The organism is Vibrio sp. 970, from assembly GCF_033339075.1.
This window is the reverse complement of record NZ_JAWOTW010000006.1, coordinates 290,534-307,628: the sequence shown is the minus strand read 5'-3', so window position 1 is coordinate 307,628 and position 17,095 is coordinate 290,534. Positions and strand designations below refer to the sequence as shown.

Below are 17,095 nucleotides of genomic sequence, written 5' to 3'. Positions count from 1 at the left end.
TGGTATCGATTCGGAAAAAGTTAGAGCCAGCTTATCAGTGAACTCGCTCTAAAAATTGAATGAAGTTAGCCGCCGATAGACGCGAGGTGTGGCGTCATACCAGTATTGCCATCATGCAAGAAATGGCTTACCGACTTGGTTTGTAACTGCGCCTGGATACGTTCAATAAGCTCACTCTCTTGCTCATCACGTTCCAAAAGATCACGCAATTCTACACCGTGGTCTCCAAACAGACATAGGTGCAGCTTACCCATCGCAGAAACGCGCAGTCGGTTGCAGCTTTCACAAAAGTCTTTTTCATAAGGCATGATAAGACCTATTTCACCCTTGTAATCAGGATGAACAAATACTTGCGCAGGACCATCATTATGCGAGCGCACTTTCAGCAACCAACCATTTGCAATTAGCTGGTTACGAATTGCCACTCCGGATACATGGTGCTTATTAAATAGCTCATCCATCTCACCCGTTTGCATCAACTCAATGAAACGCAGTTGGATTGGACGATCTTTTATCCAGTTAAGAAACGCTGGCAGCTCGTGATGGTTCAGATCTTTCATCAACACCACATTAACTTTTACTTGCTCATAACCGACCTCGAACGCACGTTCGATACCATTCATGACTTCAGTAAACTTATTTTCACCTGTGATTTGATGAAACATACGCGGGTCAAGGCTATCCACACTGACATTAATGTGGGTTAAACCCGCTTCACGCCAATCTGCGACTTGTTTTGCCATGCGATAGCCGTTGGTTGTCGTTGCAACTTTTTGAATGCCAGGCGTCGCCGCTACTGAATGGATAATGTCGGTAAAATCTTTGCGTAAGCTAGGCTCACCACCAGTGATGCGCACTTTTGACGTGCCACAATCAGCGAATGCTTTTACGACCCGTTTGATTTCAGGGAGAGATAAAAAAGACGAGTTTTTATTGCCCGAAGGCTTATAGCCATCAGGAAGGCAATAGGTACATTTGAAATTACATACGTCGGTCACAGACAGACGCAAGTAATAAAACTTACGATGAAATTTGTCTTCGAATTGTTGCGCCACGGAACACCTTTCCAAACACGGGAGGCATGGCCATTTCCAATCATGCCCTTGTGACAGTATGCCACTGGCTCAAAACGCTTATCCAAGGACTTAGCAATAGTGAGCTCGGAGTTATGGCAACCAGAGATATGAAATCTCTGATAGCTTTGCGGTGTAAAATACTTAATATTTGTAATGGAATCCAGACTTGAGTGATAAAAAACTCTCTAGAGACACAATTTACCGCTAAGTGAGTACCTTTAAGACACTCCTTAAGATAAATTGTAGCCGTTTTTTATTAGATTATTAGAAGAACATAATGAATATCTACACAGATAAAAAAGTGGTCGCTGTTGGCGGTGGTCATGGCTTAGGTCGAATGCTGGCCGCATTACGAGATTTTGGCAGCAATGCAACTGGGATTGTTGCCACGACTGACAATGGTGGTTCAACAGGAAGAATTCGTCACTGCCAAGGAGGAATCGCTTGGGGAGACACACGTAACTGTATTAATCAGCTCATTACAGAGCCTTCGATCAGTTCTATGATGTTTGAATATCGCTTCAAAGGAACTGGCGAACTTGATGGTCATAATCTTGGTAATTTGATGCTTACTGCACTCGATAACTTATCGGTCAGACCTTTAGATGCCATTAATCTGATTCGCAATATGTTAAAAGTCGACGTTAACATCCTTCCTATGTCCGAACACCCTTCGGATCTTTCCGCGTTATCCGTAGATGGGAAGTGGGTTACGGGAGAAACAAATGTCGACGAAATGAAAGCAGACTTGCGACGTTTGGATCTTTCACCAGAAGTGCCTGCTACCAAAGAAGCCATCACAGCTTTGGCGGAAGCGGACGCGATTATTCTTGGCCCTGGCAGTTTTTTAACTAGTATCATGCCTCCTTTATTGCTGCCTGAACTCGGCAAAGCGATTGCAGCAAACACAAAAGCAAAAGTCATTTTTGTTGCTAACCTGAGTCCAGAATACGGCCCAGCGGGACGAATGACGATGGCTCAAAAATTAGAATGGTGTGAACGTGCCTGTCAAGGAAGAAAAATAGACGTGGTTCTAGCAGAGAAAACCGAGCAAGACGTCTTAAGTCAATGGAATGTAGTGACGGAGTCACTCGCCTCCTCTAACCGAGACTGGCGTCACGATAGAAACAAGCTCAAACTAGCGATTGAAAATCAGCTACAACTTTCTATCTAGGAGCACGTTACCTGACTAGCGCCCTCTTTTAAGTTGTTTATTGATAATGAAAACCCTTCTGTCATCGAAGGGTTTTAGTTCAGGCATCCAGTAAGAACAGATGTTTACTAAGAAAAATGGTTAATAGGAATAAATAGCTACTGTCGCCAAGAGCGATAAGCATCTCGAGTTTCGTGCAAAAGATCGAACATAACCTCTAACACCTCAGACTCAGCAGTTAACTCACCGGCTTTCGCTTTTTTGTCTATGGACATCGCCAGTTCACAAAGGCGATCTGCCCCAAAGCTCGCAGCACTACTTTTCAACGCGTGGCTGATTTCTTTTGAGTAAGCTAATCGCTCTGCCCCCTGTAGTTGGGATAAGTTCTCGATATAGGTATCCATTTCTCCTAGGAAGATATCGAACAGTACAGGTACGTTGTCACTGCCAATTTCCATCGACAGTTCATCTATTTTTTGCTGATTTAATACATTTACACTCATACTTTTTGCCGCTCTTCCTTGCCGTTCCATGCCTGTAACTTGCGGTAAATCGTCGACGGACTGACATCAAGGTATCCCGCCGCTCGAGGAATATTGCCATCACATGCTTCAATCGCTTGCTCGATTGCCATTTTTTCCGTCATCCATAATGGCATAATCTCAGATGCGGTCATCGCTTTCGGCTCAATTAATTTAGCCACAGACGACGGACGGTCAAGCGGTTGATTCAACGGTGGCGGTAACATGTCCAACGTAATCTCTTTACCGTTGTTTAGAACAACGATATTGCGTAGCACGTTTTGTAACTGACGAACGTTACCCGGCCACTCATAGCTGTTGAATCGCTCGATGACATCAGGCGCAAAACGTATGAAGCTTTTTCCTTCTTCGTGTGACATGTAACCTAACAGTGAGTATGCAATTTCAATAACATCTTCGCCTCGTTCGCGTAAAGGCGGTAAATGCAAAGGAATGACATACAAACGATAGTACAAATCTTCACGGAATCGACCTTCTTGTACCTCTTTCCAAGGATCACGGTTAGTGGCACAAACAAAGCGCACATCCACGCTCTTCATTTTTGAGGAACCCACTTTTTGGAATGTGCCCGTTTGAATAAATCGTAGCAACTTGGTTTGTAAATCCAAGTCCATCTCACAAAGCTCATCTAGAAAAAGTGTGCCGCCATCCGCTAACTCAGCTGCCCCTTGACGATCATTCGCAGCGCCAGTAAAGGCCCCTTTTACGTGACCAAACAGTTCACTCTCAATCAAATCTTTTGGAATTGCAGCACAGTTAATTGCAATAAAAGGTTTGTCACCACGTTTACTTGCTGCGTGGATTGCCTCGGCACATACCTCTTTACCAGTACCACTTTCACCAGTGATAAAAATACTCGCTTTACTGCTCGCCGCGGAATCTATCGTACGGTAAACCTGCTGCATGGTTTGGCTACTGCCGATAAACCCCTGATAGCTCTGATTGCCTGGATTATCGGCTTCATTTTTTAGCTTGGTCGCTTTACGAATTGCATTGTTAACCGTGACACGTAAACGGTCTGCTTCACACGGTTTAATTAAAAAGTCTTGTGAGCCATGACGCATGGCCTCGACAGCGGTATCGATAGAACCGTGAGCGGTCATAAAGATTATAGGTACGTCGGGATGACTCTTTTTAACGGCATGTAAAACGTCCATCCCCGTCATATCTGGCAGACGGAGATCGAGTAAAATAAGATCTGGAATTCGATGATTTAGGCTCTCAATGGCATCCCTACCTGTGCCGACAATATTGATATCTATGCCAAGCGGTGTCAGGTATGAGCGGTACAGAGCCGCAACAGATGCGGTGTCCTCGACCATTAAAAGGTAACGAGACTTTGGGCCTTCGGGTTTTTGTTGCATAACCTAGCTATTATTTTGTTGTGTTTTAAACAATAATCGCATTACGCTTTGCATTTTGCAAATAACATTAGCTAAATTATGGGCAAAGGAAAAAATTCAAAAATAATATCAATTATTTAAAAAGTGGCACAAACCATGCTGTAACGATAGTGACCCCTCGGGTCACCTAGCCAACTGACGTTGTTAGTGAACGATATGTTCACAAAACAAGCCAATAGACCCGACTGCCTATTGGCTTCTTTTTTTACAAGCGACCTAAAATGCTTGGATAGTTAAATCGGTAAGTTTGTTCAACTATTTGCGATGAACTGCGCTCGTAGTTTTTCAATCTCGTCACGCTTTTGTGCCGCTAACTCAAATTCTAAATCTTGCGCATGCTGATACATCGCTGCCTCCAGTCGACTGATTTCTTTTTCTAGCTGCTGAGGGGACAGTGCCTCGTAAGTTTGCGAAGGCTCCGCCACTTTCGATAATGGTACCTGTTTAGTGTTACGCTGGCGTTTAGACTTAGTGATATCGCCAAGTTCCATGATGTCTTTGATATTTCGTTTGAGCGCTTGTGGCGAAATACCCATTTCTTCGTTGTACGCTTCCTGCTTCTCGCGACGACGGTTAGTTTCATCCATCGCCTTTTTCATTGAGTTGGTGATTCGGTCAGCGTATAAAATCGCCTTACCTTCGATGTTTCGTGCAGCACGACCAATGGTCTGAATGAGTGAGCGTTCAGACCGCAAGAAGCCCTCTTTATCCGCATCCAAAATTGCAACTAACGAGACCTCTGGCATATCCAGGCCCTCTCTCAATAAGTTTATTCCCACCAGCACGTCAAATTCCCCAAGACGAAGGTCACGGATAATTTCCACACGCTCAACAGTATCAATGTCTGAGTGTAAATAACGTACCTTAACATCATGTTCGTGAAGGTATTCGGTGAGATCTTCAGCCATTCGTTTGGTCAGTGTTGTAACCAGAACTCGTTCATCTTTAGCAGCGCGAATACGGATCTCAGACAATAGGTCGTCGACTTGGGTCGCTACTGGGCGAACTTCCAACTCAGGGTCAAGCAAGCCTGTAGGACGAACGACTTGATCCGCTACATCACCCGCCGATTTTTCTAGTTCGTAATTTCCAGGCGTAGCAGAGACGAAAATCGTTTGTGGCGCTAGTGCTTCAAACTCCTCAAACTTCAGTGGACGATTATCCAAAGCTGAAGGTAACCGGAAACCAAACTCCACCAGCGTTTCTTTACGCGAACGGTCGCCTTTATACATGGCACCTATCTGCGGTACTGTCACGTGAGATTCATCGATGATCAACAAGCCATCATGAGGTAAGTAGTCAAACAGGGTTGGTGGCGGCTCACCTTCCGAGCGTCCACTGAGATATCGAGAATAGTTTTCGATACCGGAGCAAAAGCCCAACTCATTCATCATTTCGATATCGAATTGAGTGCGCTGGCTAATTCGCTGCTCTTCCAGTAGCTTGTTGTTATCTAGAAGCTGCTTTTTGCGCACTTCTAGTTCGACTTTAATATTTTCAATCGCTTCAAGAATGCGATCTCTTGGCGTGACATAGTGCGTCTTGGGATAGATGGTATAGCGCGGCAAGTCTCGTTGTTTCACCACGCCTGTCAATGGATCGAACACACTGATGCAATCCACCTCATCGTCAAACATCTCAACGCGCACAGCGTCTTGGTCTGATTCAGCAGGGAATATATCAATCACCTCGCCACGGACACGGAACTGCCCTCGCTCAAAAGCAACATCATTGCGCGAGTATTGGAGCTCCGCTAGGCGACGAAGCATATCACGCTGATCAATCACATCTCCACGTCGCAAATGAAGCATCATTTGTAAGTAGGATTCCGGATCACCCAAACCATAGATAGCTGAAACCGAAGCAACTATAATAGCGTCTTTCCGTTCCAATAAAGCTTTAGTGGCAGACAGTCGCATTTGCTCAATGTGGGCGTTAACCGAAGCGTCCTTTTCAATGAAAGTATCTGTTGTGGGAACGTATGCTTCAGGTTGGTAGTAATCGTAGTAAGAAACAAAATACTCAACCGCATTATTAGGAAAGAATGACTTCATCTCACCATATAACTGAGCAGCAAGCGTTTTGTTTGGCGCAAGTAATATTGCAGGTCGTTGGGCTTGAGCAATCACATTCGCTAGTGTGAAGGTTTTACCTGAGCCTGTGACCCCCAACAAGGTTTGATGTGCTAGCCCAGCATCGAGCCCCTCAAGCAACTGATTGATCGCTCCTGGTTGATCGCCCGACGGCTGATAATCGGAGACCAATTCATAGACTTTACTCATACCCTTCCTCAATTTTACTGCGCTTTGGCTGTATATATATACACCTTAGCTAATGAAATCTACGTCTATCGAGAATTTAACCATCATTGTTAATAAATTTTCTTGTTTGTCTAGAATGCTATAGCCATACAAAAGTGACTCTGATATAGTACTTCGCCCTAGTTGAAGAGCTACACACATTCTTCACATTATAGTTTCCACAACTTTTCCCCAAAAATTAGCTTAAAACTTTCTTATCCCCAAAAGATTGATTTTTATCCACTTTGAATACCTTTTGATTAACATCGATAAATCTCTGTTTTATTTGCTTATTTTACGCATAACTCTGACTAAAGATTCATTAAATAAAAACTTAGTTGCATATCAATTTTCTTTACCCAGATCTCATCAACATACTTATCCACAAATTTAGTGGATAACTAACCTCGAGCCTTTACTGGCAAGCCATACAGAAAAGTAAAGCCCTTAACTCAATATTTTTTTCTAAAAATGTATTTTTTTACTGTTGACAGTAGTTTGAGTGCTCGGTAAGATTCGTCCCGCTTTCAAGCAAAGCAATTCCTCCTTAGCTCAGTTGGTAGAGCGACGGACTGTTAATCCGCAGGTCGCTGGTTCGAGCCCAGCAGGAGGAGCCAGATTATAGAAAAGCCGTGTCGCAAGACACGGCTTTTTTTGTATCTTAATCGCCATGAAATCTAAGCCAATCTAGGCGTCATAAAATCACACCGAAATAAGTTCAAATTACAGAACTCATAACATTGTCATAGATAGTGTTCTCACAGTACCACACATTTAATTCTGTCTCTTTTCTAGCAAAAAACAATCATAACCAATTGAATCTATTATTAATGCAATTTAATCATTGAAAAAATGAAAAGCATTCATTTTACTCATAACAAATAAATCCATACGATTAAAAGGGTTAAGAATGGTTCCGTCCTACTCGTCGCCTCCATTCTAATTATCAATAACTTAGGGATTTACTTATGACTATTCCGACAACTGACATGCTAGATGCATGGGCTGGATTTACTGCTGGTGAATGGCAAAACTCTGTCAACACTCGTGACTTCATCCAAAAAAACTATACACCCTATGAGGGAGACGAGTCTTTCTTAGCCGAGGTTAGCAAATCCACTTCAGCATTATGGAACCAAGTGCTTGAAGGCATAAAACAAGAAAGCCGCACACACGCCCCTATTGATTTTGACACAGACTTGCCCTCAACAATCACTTCCCACGATGCAGGCTACATCAACAAAGATCTGGAAAAGATCGTTGGCTTACAAACTGATCAACCGCTAAAACGTGCAATCATCGCCAATGGCGGGATTCGCATGGTAAAAAACTCGTGCGAAGTTTATGGCCGCGAATTGGATCCAACGGTTGAAAAAATCTTCACTGAATACCGTAAAACTCACAACAAAGCGTGTTTCGACCTTTACACCAAAGAAATTCTAGCCTGTCGTAAATCCGGCATCATCACGGGCCTTCCTGATGCTTATGGCCGTGGTCGTATCATTGGTGACTATCGCCGTCTCGCCCTATACGGTATCGACTTCTTAAAAGCAGACAAAAAAGAACAATACAATTCAACACAAACGTTCTTAGAACAAGGCAACGATCTTGAGAAAACACTTCGTCTTCGCGAAGAAATAGCCGATCAAGTTCAAGCACTTGAAGACATTCGTCAAATGGGTCTGAAATACGGCATTGATATGTCGCTACCTGCAAAAACAGCACAAGAAGCGATCCAATTTACCTACTTTGGCTACCTAGCGGCGGTTAAATCGCAAAACGGCGCAGCAATGTCACTGGGCCGTACTTCGACTTTCCTAGACGTCTATCTAGAGCGCGATATCGCAAACGATTTGATTGATGAATCACAAGCGCAAGAAATGATTGACCACTTCATCATGAAGCTACGCATGGTTCGCTTCCTACGCACACCAGAATACGATTCATTGTTTTCTGGCGACCCAATCTGGGCAACCGAAGCCATGGCAGGTATGGGTGTTGATGGCCGTACACTAGTATCTAAAACGACATTCCGATACTTACATACGCTACATACTATGGGCCCTGCTCCTGAACCAAATATGACGATTCTTTGGTCAGAGCAATTGCCTGAAGCGTTCAAACAATATGCTGCAAAAGTGTCGATTGATACCTCTTCGGTTCAATACGAAAACGACGATCTAATGCGTCCTGATTTCGACAATGACGACTACGCGATTGCCTGTTGTGTGAGCCCGCAGGTTGTTGGTCAGCACATGCAATTCTTTGGTGCACGTGCCAACCTTGCAAAAGCACTGCTTTACACCATCAATGGTGGTATCGATGAAAAATCGAAAGCGCAAGTGGGTCCGGTAGTGGACAAAGTTCAAGATGAAATTCTCGACTTTGACGCTTTGATGCCTCGTTTCGACAATATGTTGGAGTGGCTAGCAACGCAATACGCCACAGCGTTGAACATCATCCATTATTCGCATGACCGTTACAGCTACGAAGCATCACTGATGGCATTGATGGATCGCGACGTGCACCGCACGATGGCGTGTGGTATTGCAGGTCTGTCTGTTGTTGCAGACTCTTTAGCAGCAATTAAATACGCAACCGTGAAACCCGTTCGTGATGAAGATGGCATCGCCGTTGATTTTAAAATCGAAGGTGATTATCCAAAATTTGGTAACAACGATGCCCGTGTTGATGACATCGCTTGTGATCTAGTTGAGCGCTTCATGAAGAAAATTCAGAAGATGCACACCTACCGCGAAGCAGTGCCAACTCAATCGATTTTAACAATCACATCTAACGTGGTTTACGGTAAAAAAACGGGTAATACACCAGATGGCCGTCGCGCAGGTATGCCTTTTGGACCGGGTGCAAACCCAATGCACGGTCGTGATGAAAAAGGGGCGGTTGCGTCTCTGGCATCGGTTTCTAAATTACCGTTCGCTTACGCTAAAGATGGTATTTCTTACACTTTCTCAATTGTGCCTAACGCATTGGGTAAAGATGACTTGAGTCAGAAGAAGAACCTAGCTGCGCTAATGGATGGTTACTTCCATCACGAAGCAAGCAACGAGGGCATTGCGATTGAAGGTGGTCAACACCTTAACGTCAACGTTCTAGACCGAGAGATGTTATTGGATGCGGTTGAACATCCAGAGAAATACCCTCAGTTGACGATTCGAGTGTCTGGTTATGCGGTACGTTTTAACTCTCTAACGACAGAGCAACAGCAAGACGTCATCACTCGTACCTTCACGAGTAAGATATAAACACAGTCCATCAAGCACTCAGAAAGTTTAAATAATTAGCTTGTAAATATACATTGCCCGCCTCTCTTTTCTACCTGGGAGAGGCGGGCTTTTTTTTAAAATCACACATTAGATGAAAATTAATAGGTAGTATCCTCTCGCTAACAATACATTCAGCAAACGATTCAATTTCTTATTGATTCATCAAAATAGATCAAATAGACGACTATTTTTCCATCGTGTATGTAAAACCACATCGTTCACTGGTTGTTATTGGTGTCACAAAACACGATAATATCAAGATCGGATTTTAAGAACGTAATAACTATGACCGAATATGTTTTGTTGTTGGTCGGCACTGTGCTGGTGAACAACTTTGTACTGGTGAAGTTTTTGGGCCTATGTCCTTTCATGGGTGTGTCCAAAAAACTGGAAACAGCAATAGGTATGGGCTTAGCGACAACTTTTGTGCTAACGCTCGCGTCAGTGTGTGCGTATTTAGTGGAAAGCTACATCCTTCGTCCACTAGGTATTGAGTACCTTCGAACCATGAGTTTTATTTTGGTGATAGCCGTTGTGGTGCAGTTCACCGAAATGGTTGTGCACAAAACCAGCCCGACGCTTTATCGCTTGCTTGGCATTTTCTTACCGCTGATCACAACAAACTGCGCAGTATTGGGCGTGGCACTTCTTAACATTAATGAAAACCATAACTTTATTGAATCGATCATCTACGGCTTCGGCGCCGCTGTTGGTTTCTCATTGGTGTTGATACTTTTTGCATCCATGCGAGAGCGCATAGCCGCCGCCGACGTTCCTGTACCTTTTAAAGGTGCATCAATAGCAATGATTACAGCAGGTTTAATGTCACTCGCCTTTATGGGCTTTACAGGTTTGGTGAAGTAAGCGATGAGTACGATTTTAATTGCGATTATCGCGTTAGCGGTTCTGGCTGCGATTTTCGGCGCGATACTTGGTTTTGCTTCTATTCGCTTTAAAGTTGAAGCGGACCCTATTGTGGATCAAATCGACGCCATTTTACCGCAAACTCAATGCGGTCAATGTGGCTACCCTGGTTGCCGCCCTTATGCTGAAGCAATTGCAAATGGCGACCACATAAACAAATGTCCCCCTGGTGGTCAGGCAACAATCGAAAAGCTCGCCGACTTAATGGGTGTTGAGCCAGAAGAATCTGCGCACGATCTCGACAGCAAAATTCCAACCGTTGCGTTTATTCATGAAGACATGTGTATTGGCTGCACTAAGTGTATTCAGGCGTGTCCGGTGGATGCAATTGTAGGCGGAACAAAGGCGGTCCATACCGTAATCAAAGACGAATGTACGGGCTGTGACTTGTGTGTTGCCCCATGTCCGACTGATTGTATTGAAATGATTCCTGTGGCAACGACCACAGAAAGCTGGAAGTGGCAACTTCACTCCATTCCGGTACTTAACATTACGGATGCTGCCGACAATGCAGCGAACGTGAAAGATTCAATTAAGTAAGGTTTCACATGTTGTCTTTGATTGAACAAATTCGTACAGGCGCGCTTTGGGATTTCCCAGGTGGTGTGCATCCGGCAGAAAATAAAAAGCAGTCCAACAAAACTGAACTCGCTCATGCGGCTATCCCGTCAGAAATTGTATTGCCGCTAAAACAGCACATTGGTAAAGCGGGTAACCTACTGGTTGCCGAAGGTGACTACGTATTAAAAGGTCAGCCATTAACGCAATCGGAGACCGGCTTTACGGTTCCAGTGCATGCTCCAACATCAGGTACGCTCACCGCGATTGAGCCACGAACTGTCGCGCACCCTTCTGGGTTAAGTGAGTTGTGCGCAGTCATCACGCCTGATGGGAAAGATGCATGGTGTGAAAGAAACCCCGTCGCAGATTACCAACAAGAAACCCCTGACGCACTGATTGATATTATTCGTCTCGCTGGTATTTCTGGTATGGGTGGCGCAGGCTTCCCTACTGCAAAAAAAATCCAATCAGGTTTTGCTCGTACCGAGATTCTTATCGTTAATGCAGCAGAGTGCGAGCCATACATCACGTCTGATGACAAGCTCATGCAAGAACATGCCGAAGAGCTTATTCAAGGTATCGAAATTGTCGAACATATCCTGACACCAAAGCTCACGATTATTGGCATTGAAGACAACAAGCCAGAAGCAATCAAAGCGCTAGAAGCTGCGGCTATAAACAAAGATATCGTTATTCGCGTTATCCCAACTAAATACCCTTCTGGCGGTGAAAAACAGCTGATCAAAATTTTAACCAATAAAGAAGTGCCAAGTGGCGCGATTCCAGCCGATATTGGTATTTTGGTTCAGAATGTTGGTTCTCTTTACGCTATAAAACGCGCAGTCATCGACGGTGAACCGATGATAAAGCGCATCGTGACTCTCACTGGTAAAACCTTCAAACAACCACGCAACGTTTGGGCATTGTTAGGGACACCAGTACAAGCACTGTTGGATGAGTTTGGCTATAAAGCAGATAAGAAGTTACAGCGTTTAATTATGGGTGGGCCAATGATGGGCTTTACCCTTCCTCACTCCCAAGTGCCGATTACCAAGACAGCAAACTGTATCCTTGCTCCGACTCGTCGTGAGATCTCTCCGCACCAGTATGAGATGGAATGTATTCGCTGTAGCCAATGTGCCGAAGCGTGCCCTGCTTCGCTGCTGCCTCAACAACTGCAATGGCATGCAAAAGCTGAAGAGTATGACAAACTCGAAGAATTAAACTTAAAGGATTGTATCGAGTGCGGCGCTTGTGCGTTTGTATGTCCAAGTGAAATTCCGCTCGTACAGTACTACCGCCAAGCGAAAGCAGAAATTAGAACTAGAACACAAGAAGCGGAAGCTGCAGAGCGAGCAAAACTGCGTTTTGAAGAGAAAAAAGCGCGTATGGAACGCGAAAAAGCAGAACGTGAAAATCGCTTCAAGAAAGCTGCCGATCAGCGCCGTAAAGAGATGAAGTCTTCTGGCGGCGATGATGCGATAGCAGCAGCAATCGCACGAGTGAAAGCTCAAAAGACAGAAACCACAGAAAAAACAGAGCCAGCAGTAAAACCAGCCGTAGCGGCAGCCATTGCCAAAGCGAAGGCGAAACAAGCGGCAGCAGCTAAAGCAGGCTCTAGTGAACCTGATAACTCAGAAATGGCAAAACTGCGCGAAGAACGCAAACGTCTTGCTCGCGAACGGAAAGCGCAAAAAGAACAAGGCGAAACGCCAGACAATAACGCTGATGATAAAAAATCGGCAGTTGCGGCCGCCATCGCCCGAGCTAAAGCGAAAAAAGCACAACAAGAAGATTCAACTGAATCTGTAGAATCGGAAACGTCTGCGCAGCAAGACGGCGATCCGAAAAAAGCCGCGGTTGCCGCTGCAATTGCTCGAGCCAAAGCGCGCAAAGCTAAGCAAGCAGACTCAACCGAAGCGGAAGAAGCTGACGCACCTGCCGAGCAAACCGAAGATCCGAAAAAAGCCGCAGTTGCCGCTGCAATTGCTCGAGCCAAAGCGCGCAAAGCGAAGCAAGCAGACTCAACCGAAGCGGAAGAAGCTAAAGCACCTGCCGAGCAAACCGAAGATCCGAAAAAAGCCGCCGTGGCTGCCGCGATTGCACGTGCCAAAGCACGTAAAGCGAAACAAGCAGACTCAACTGAAGCGGAAGAAGCTAAAGCACCTGCTGAGCAAACCGACGATCCGAAGAAAGCCGCAGTGGCTGCTGCCATTGCACGTGCCAAAGCGCGTAAAGCGAAACAAGCAGACTCAACTGAAGCGGAAGAAGCTGACGCACCTGCTGAGCAAACCGACGATCCGAAGAAAGCCGCCGTGGCTGCTGCCATCGCTCGAGCCAAAGCGCGCAAAGCGAAGCAAGAAACGCAAACTGAGCCTGTTGAAGACGCAACTTCTGAAGAACCAGAAGTGGATCCGAAAAAAGCCGCCGTGGCAGCTGCCATTGCACGCGCGAAGGCTCGTAAAGCGAAACAAGCAGACTCAACTGAAGCGGAAGGAGCTGAAGCACCTGCCGAGCAAACCGAAGATCCGAAAAAAGCCGCCGTGGCAGCTGCCATTGCACCTGCCAAAGCGCGTAAAGCTAAGCAAGAAACGCAAACAGAGCCTGTTGAAGAAGCAGCTTCCGAAGAACCAGAAGAGGATCCGAAGAAAGCCGCGGTTGCCGCAGCAATTGCGCGCGCGAAGGCACGCAAAGCGCAACAAGAAGCTAATAAAAATAATACTGAGGAGAACGAGTAGTGTCGTTTTTTATTGCCAGTTCACCGCATACCCACAGTCGTCGTAGTACGCCAGACTTAATGAAATGGGTGGCACTTTGCGCACTTCCAGGTTTAGTAGCTCAAACCTACTTCTTTGGCTGGGGTACGCTTATTCAACTGATTTTTGCCATTGCAGTCGCTGTATCCCTTGAAGCCTTAGTCATGATCTGTCGTAAACGCTCACCAATGAGAGCGCTACGTGATAACAGTGCAATAGTTACCGCTTGGTTGTTAGCCGTTGCTATACCACCATGGTCTCCGTGGTGGATTATGGTGATCGGGCTTATTTTTGCGATAGTAATCGCTAAACACCTCTATGGTGGCCTTGGACAAAACTTATTCAACCCTGCAATGGTCGCTTATGTGGTCTTGTTGATCTCTTTCCCAGTACAAATGACGAGTTGGAGTGCACCGACATCACTCATACCTGATCATGTAAATTTTGCAGATACACTCTCTTTAATTTTTACGGGCTATGATTACGACGGCTTATCACTTCAGCAAGTTCGCTCAGGTGTTGACGGTGTGACAATGGCGACACCACTTGATGCATTTAAGACTGGCATTCTTACAGGTGCCACTCCAAGCGAAGTAATGTCGCAGCCAATATTTGATGGCTTAGGTGGTATTGGTTGGCAATGGGTAAACCTTGCTTACCTTCTTGGCGGCATAGTCATGATCAAAAAGCGTATCATCCAATGGTATATTCCAGCAGGTTTCCTTGCGAGTCTGACTCTGTTTAGCCTAGTGTTCACGTTGCTGACGCCAGGGGAAACTGCGTCGCCAGTTTTACACTTGTTATCTGGTGCAACCATGCTTGGCGCATTCTTTATTGCAACCGATCCCGTTTCGGCGTCTACCACCGTCAAAGGACGTTTAATCTTCGGTGCGCTTATTGGTGCTTTGGTTTTTATCATTCGCAGTTGGGGCGGTTTCCCAGATGGTGTTGCATTTGCAGTGTTGCTTGCAAATATGTGTGTGCCACTGATCGATTACTACACCAAACCTAGAACTTACGGTCACTGAGGTAAACATGTTAACCGCTATTAGAAAAAATGGTCTGACACTCGCGATATTTGCATGTGCAACAACCGGATTAGTCGCCCTTACTCAGTACCTAACAAAAGACCAAATCAAGGTACAAGAGCAAAAACAATTACTTTCTGTTTTGAATCAAGTCATTCCAGAAAACATGCATGACAACGCACTCGCGCAAGCTTGTACAATGGTCACGTCTCCAGATCTGGGGACATTACGTGCGATGCCAGCCTACCTCGCCACGAAGAATGGTGAACCAACAGCAATCGCAATAGAATCTATCGCGCCAGATGGCTACAATGGTGAGATAAAAGTAATTACTGGGATTGATAATCAGGGCAATATTTTGGGGACACGCGTCCTAAACCACCAAGAAACCCCTGGTCTGGGCGATAAAATCGATCTTCGTGTCACAGACTGGATCCTGAGCTTTACAGGAAAACAAGTCACGGAAAACAATTGGAATTCGTGGAAAGTTCGTAAAGATGGCGGAGATTTCGATCAATTTACTGGTGCAACGATCACGCCAAGAGCCGTCGTAAAAGTCGTGCGAAATACCGTTAACTACGTAAACCAATCTCGTGAAGACATTCTTAGCCAGCCGTTAGGCTGTGAAGGAGAGCAGTAATGAATGAGAATAAATTACTGATGAAAAACGGTATGTGGAGTAATAACCCCGCTCTCGTACAACTGCTGGGCTTATGTCCACTGCTAGCGGTTTCTTCCACGATAACCAATGCATTAGGTCTTGGTATTGCAACCTTACTCGTGCTAGTTGGATCCAACGTCACGGTTTCTCTTATTCGTAACTATGTGCCAAAAGAGATCCGTATACCTGTATTCGTGATGATCATTGCCTCACTCGTTACCTGCGTTCAGTTGTTAATGAATGCCTATGCGTACGGTTTGTACCTGTCTCTAGGTATCTTTATTCCTCTGATTGTAACGAACTGTATTATTATTGGCCGAGCAGAAGCTTACGCGTCAAAAAATGATGTTGCACCCGCTGCGCTAGATGGTTTGTGGATGGGCCTTGGTATGACGAGCGTCTTGGTTGTTTTAGGTGCCATGCGCGAATTAATTGGTAATGGCACACTATTCGACGGAGCAGACCTTCTCCTAGGAGACTGGGCTTCAGCTCTACGGATTCAAGTTTTCCAATTTGACAATAGCTTCCTGTTAGCGCTTCTCCCACCTGGTGCATTTATCGGTGTTGGGCTGTTGATAGCGCTCAAAAATGTCATAGATAATTCAATTCAGGCACGTCAACCAAAAGAAGAAAAACCAACCATAGAACGTGCTCGCGTCACTAACGCATAACAAGATAAGGCTCTGTCATAGGAGCCTTTTTCATAAACCGCAGAGACGGTATTGGAAGTCAGCAATGAACAAAATAAAAAGAATCGAAATTCTTGAGCGATTACGAGAAAACAATCCGAATCCTCAAACTGAGCTTAACTGGAGCTCCCCTTTTGAGCTGCTAATCGCTGTATTACTATCAGCTCAAGCAACCGATGTAAGCGTCAATAAAGCCACCGACAAGCTTTTCCCTGTAGCGAATACACCTCAAAGCATTCTTGATTTGGGAGTCGATGGCTTAAAAGAATACATAAAGACCATCGGTTTGTTTAACTCAAAGGCAGAAAACACAATCAAGACTTGTAAGATCTTGTTGGAAAAACACAATGGTGAAGTTCCTGAAGATCGTGCCGCGTTAGAAGCGCTACCAGGCGTAGGTCGCAAGACCGCAAACGTCGTGCTCAACACCGCTTTTGGTTGGCCAACTATTGCCGTCGATACGCACATTTATCGCGTGTCGAATCGCACTAAATTTGCGATGGGAAAAACGGTTGATGATGTCGAGCAGAAGCTATTAAAAGTTGTGCCAAAAGAGTTCAAACTCGATGTGCACCACTGGCTCATTCTTCATGGTCGTTATACGTGCGTAGCAAGAAAGCCTCGCTGCGGTAGCTGTATTATCGAAGATTTGTGCGAATATAAAGAGAAAGTATACCCAGATAGCTAATGCTATTTGTAAATCAAAGCTAGGAGC

General features: G+C 45.1%; 13 protein-coding genes, 1 tRNA gene and 1 riboswitch. Of the genes, 10 read left to right on the top strand and 4 right to left on the bottom strand.

The window, feature by feature from the left end:
* Window positions 1–65: 65 nt before the first annotated feature.
* Window positions 66–1,055, bottom strand: coding sequence for a GTP 3',8-cyclase MoaA (gene moaA, locus R7Q11_RS12080; protein WP_017636052.1), 990 nt, complete (start codon window positions 1,053–1,055; stop codon window positions 66–68).
* Window positions 1,044–1,178: riboswitch (molybdenum cofactor riboswitch) on the bottom strand. (Overlaps the previous gene by 12 nt.)
* A gap of 175 nt (window positions 1,179–1,353) precedes the next feature.
* On the opposite strand from moaA, the gene R7Q11_RS12075 reads away from it, so the two are divergent.
* Window positions 1,354–2,250, top strand: coding sequence for a YvcK family protein (locus R7Q11_RS12075; protein WP_005388931.1), 897 nt, complete (start codon window positions 1,354–1,356; stop codon window positions 2,248–2,250).
* A 137-nt stretch (window positions 2,251–2,387) separates the two neighbouring features.
* Here R7Q11_RS12075 and luxU read toward each other — a convergent pair whose 3' ends face one another.
* The 3 genes from luxU to uvrB all read right to left on the bottom strand — a co-directional run bounded on the left by luxU (window position 2,388) and on the right by uvrB (window position 6,456).
* On the bottom strand, window positions 2,388–2,732 hold the full coding sequence (gene luxU, locus R7Q11_RS12070; protein WP_005380770.1) for a quorum-sensing phosphorelay protein LuxU: 345 nt from the start codon (window positions 2,730–2,732) through the stop codon (window positions 2,388–2,390).
* Entirely contained in the window at window positions 2,729–4,135 is a 1,407-nt protein-coding gene (gene luxO / locus R7Q11_RS12065) for a quorum-sensing sigma-54 dependent transcriptional regulator LuxO (RefSeq protein WP_005380768.1), read from the bottom strand. Before luxO ends, luxU begins: the two co-directional genes overlap by 4 nt.
* A gap of 290 nt (window positions 4,136–4,425) precedes the next feature.
* Window positions 4,426–6,456 (bottom strand): excinuclease ABC subunit UvrB, encoded by a 2,031-nt coding sequence (gene uvrB, locus R7Q11_RS12060; protein WP_017636056.1) that lies wholly within the window; start codon window positions 6,454–6,456, stop codon window positions 4,426–4,428.
* 559 nt (window positions 6,457–7,015) lie between these two features.
* Between uvrB and R7Q11_RS12055 the strand changes: the two genes are divergently transcribed.
* From R7Q11_RS12055 to nth, 9 genes are all read left to right on the top strand, one after another.
* A tRNA-Asn gene (locus tag R7Q11_RS12055) sits at window positions 7,016–7,091 on the top strand.
* Window positions 7,092–7,442: 351 nt separating this feature from the next.
* Window positions 7,443–9,740 (top strand): formate C-acetyltransferase, encoded by a 2,298-nt coding sequence (gene pflB / locus R7Q11_RS12050; RefSeq protein WP_225466460.1) that lies wholly within the window; start codon window positions 7,443–7,445, stop codon window positions 9,738–9,740.
* A gap of 306 nt (window positions 9,741–10,046) precedes the next feature.
* On the top strand, window positions 10,047–10,625 hold the full coding sequence (rsxA, locus tag R7Q11_RS12045) for an electron transport complex subunit RsxA (RefSeq protein WP_005380762.1): 579 nt from the start codon (window positions 10,047–10,049) through the stop codon (window positions 10,623–10,625).
* Between the two features lie 3 nt (window positions 10,626–10,628).
* The gene (gene rsxB / locus R7Q11_RS12040; protein WP_005380760.1) at window positions 10,629–11,225 is read left to right on the top strand and encodes an electron transport complex subunit RsxB; all 597 of its coding nucleotides are present in this window, start codon (window positions 10,629–10,631) and stop codon (window positions 11,223–11,225) included.
* Between the two features lie 8 nt (window positions 11,226–11,233).
* The gene (gene rsxC / locus R7Q11_RS12035) at window positions 11,234–13,984 is read left to right on the top strand and encodes an electron transport complex subunit RsxC (protein ID WP_225466459.1); all 2,751 of its coding nucleotides are present in this window, start codon (window positions 11,234–11,236) and stop codon (window positions 13,982–13,984) included.
* Entirely contained in the window at window positions 13,984–15,030 is a 1,047-nt protein-coding gene (gene rsxD / locus R7Q11_RS12030) for an electron transport complex subunit RsxD (RefSeq protein ID WP_005390256.1), read from the top strand. Before rsxC ends, rsxD begins: the two co-directional genes overlap by 1 nt.
* 7 nt (window positions 15,031–15,037) lie before the next feature.
* Window positions 15,038–15,670, top strand: a complete 633-nt coding sequence (gene rsxG / locus R7Q11_RS12025) for an electron transport complex subunit RsxG (RefSeq protein WP_193837606.1) — start codon at window positions 15,038–15,040, stop codon at window positions 15,668–15,670.
* Entirely contained in the window at window positions 15,670–16,362 is a 693-nt protein-coding gene (locus R7Q11_RS12020; protein WP_005380745.1) for an electron transport complex subunit E, read from the top strand. Before rsxG ends, R7Q11_RS12020 begins: the two co-directional genes overlap by 1 nt.
* A gap of 64 nt (window positions 16,363–16,426) precedes the next feature.
* A complete protein-coding gene (nth, locus tag R7Q11_RS12015; protein ID WP_005380743.1) occupies window positions 16,427–17,068 on the top strand; it encodes an endonuclease III in 642 nt (213 codons plus the stop codon).
* The last annotated feature ends 27 nt before the right edge of the window (window positions 17,069–17,095 follow it).

What these genes read in the sequence shown, in the direction of transcription:
- R7Q11_RS12075 (WP_005388931.1), top strand. Translation starts at nt 1,354, where the DNA reads ATGAATATCTACACAGATAAAAAAGTGGTCGCTGTTGGCGGTGGTCAT.
- luxU (WP_005380770.1), bottom strand. Translation starts at nt 2,732, where the DNA reads ATGAGTGTAAATGTATTAAATCAGCAAAAAATAGATGAACTGTCGATG.
- luxO (WP_005380768.1), bottom strand. Translation starts at nt 4,135, where the DNA reads ATGCAACAAAAACCCGAAGGCCCAAAGTCTCGTTACCTTTTAATGGTC.
- uvrB (WP_017636056.1), bottom strand. Translation starts at nt 6,456, where the DNA reads ATGAGTAAAGTCTATGAATTGGTCTCCGATTATCAGCCGTCGGGCGAT.
- pflB (WP_225466460.1), top strand. Translation starts at nt 7,443, where the DNA reads ATGACTATTCCGACAACTGACATGCTAGATGCATGGGCTGGATTTACT.
- rsxA (WP_005380762.1), top strand. Translation starts at nt 10,047, where the DNA reads ATGACCGAATATGTTTTGTTGTTGGTCGGCACTGTGCTGGTGAACAAC.
- rsxB (WP_005380760.1), top strand. Translation starts at nt 10,629, where the DNA reads ATGAGTACGATTTTAATTGCGATTATCGCGTTAGCGGTTCTGGCTGCG.
- rsxC (WP_225466459.1), top strand. Translation starts at nt 11,234, where the DNA reads ATGTTGTCTTTGATTGAACAAATTCGTACAGGCGCGCTTTGGGATTTC.
- rsxG (WP_193837606.1), top strand. Translation starts at nt 15,038, where the DNA reads ATGTTAACCGCTATTAGAAAAAATGGTCTGACACTCGCGATATTTGCA.
- R7Q11_RS12020 (WP_005380745.1), top strand. Translation starts at nt 15,670, where the DNA reads ATGAATGAGAATAAATTACTGATGAAAAACGGTATGTGGAGTAATAAC.
- nth (WP_005380743.1), top strand. Translation starts at nt 16,427, where the DNA reads ATGAACAAAATAAAAAGAATCGAAATTCTTGAGCGATTACGAGAAAAC.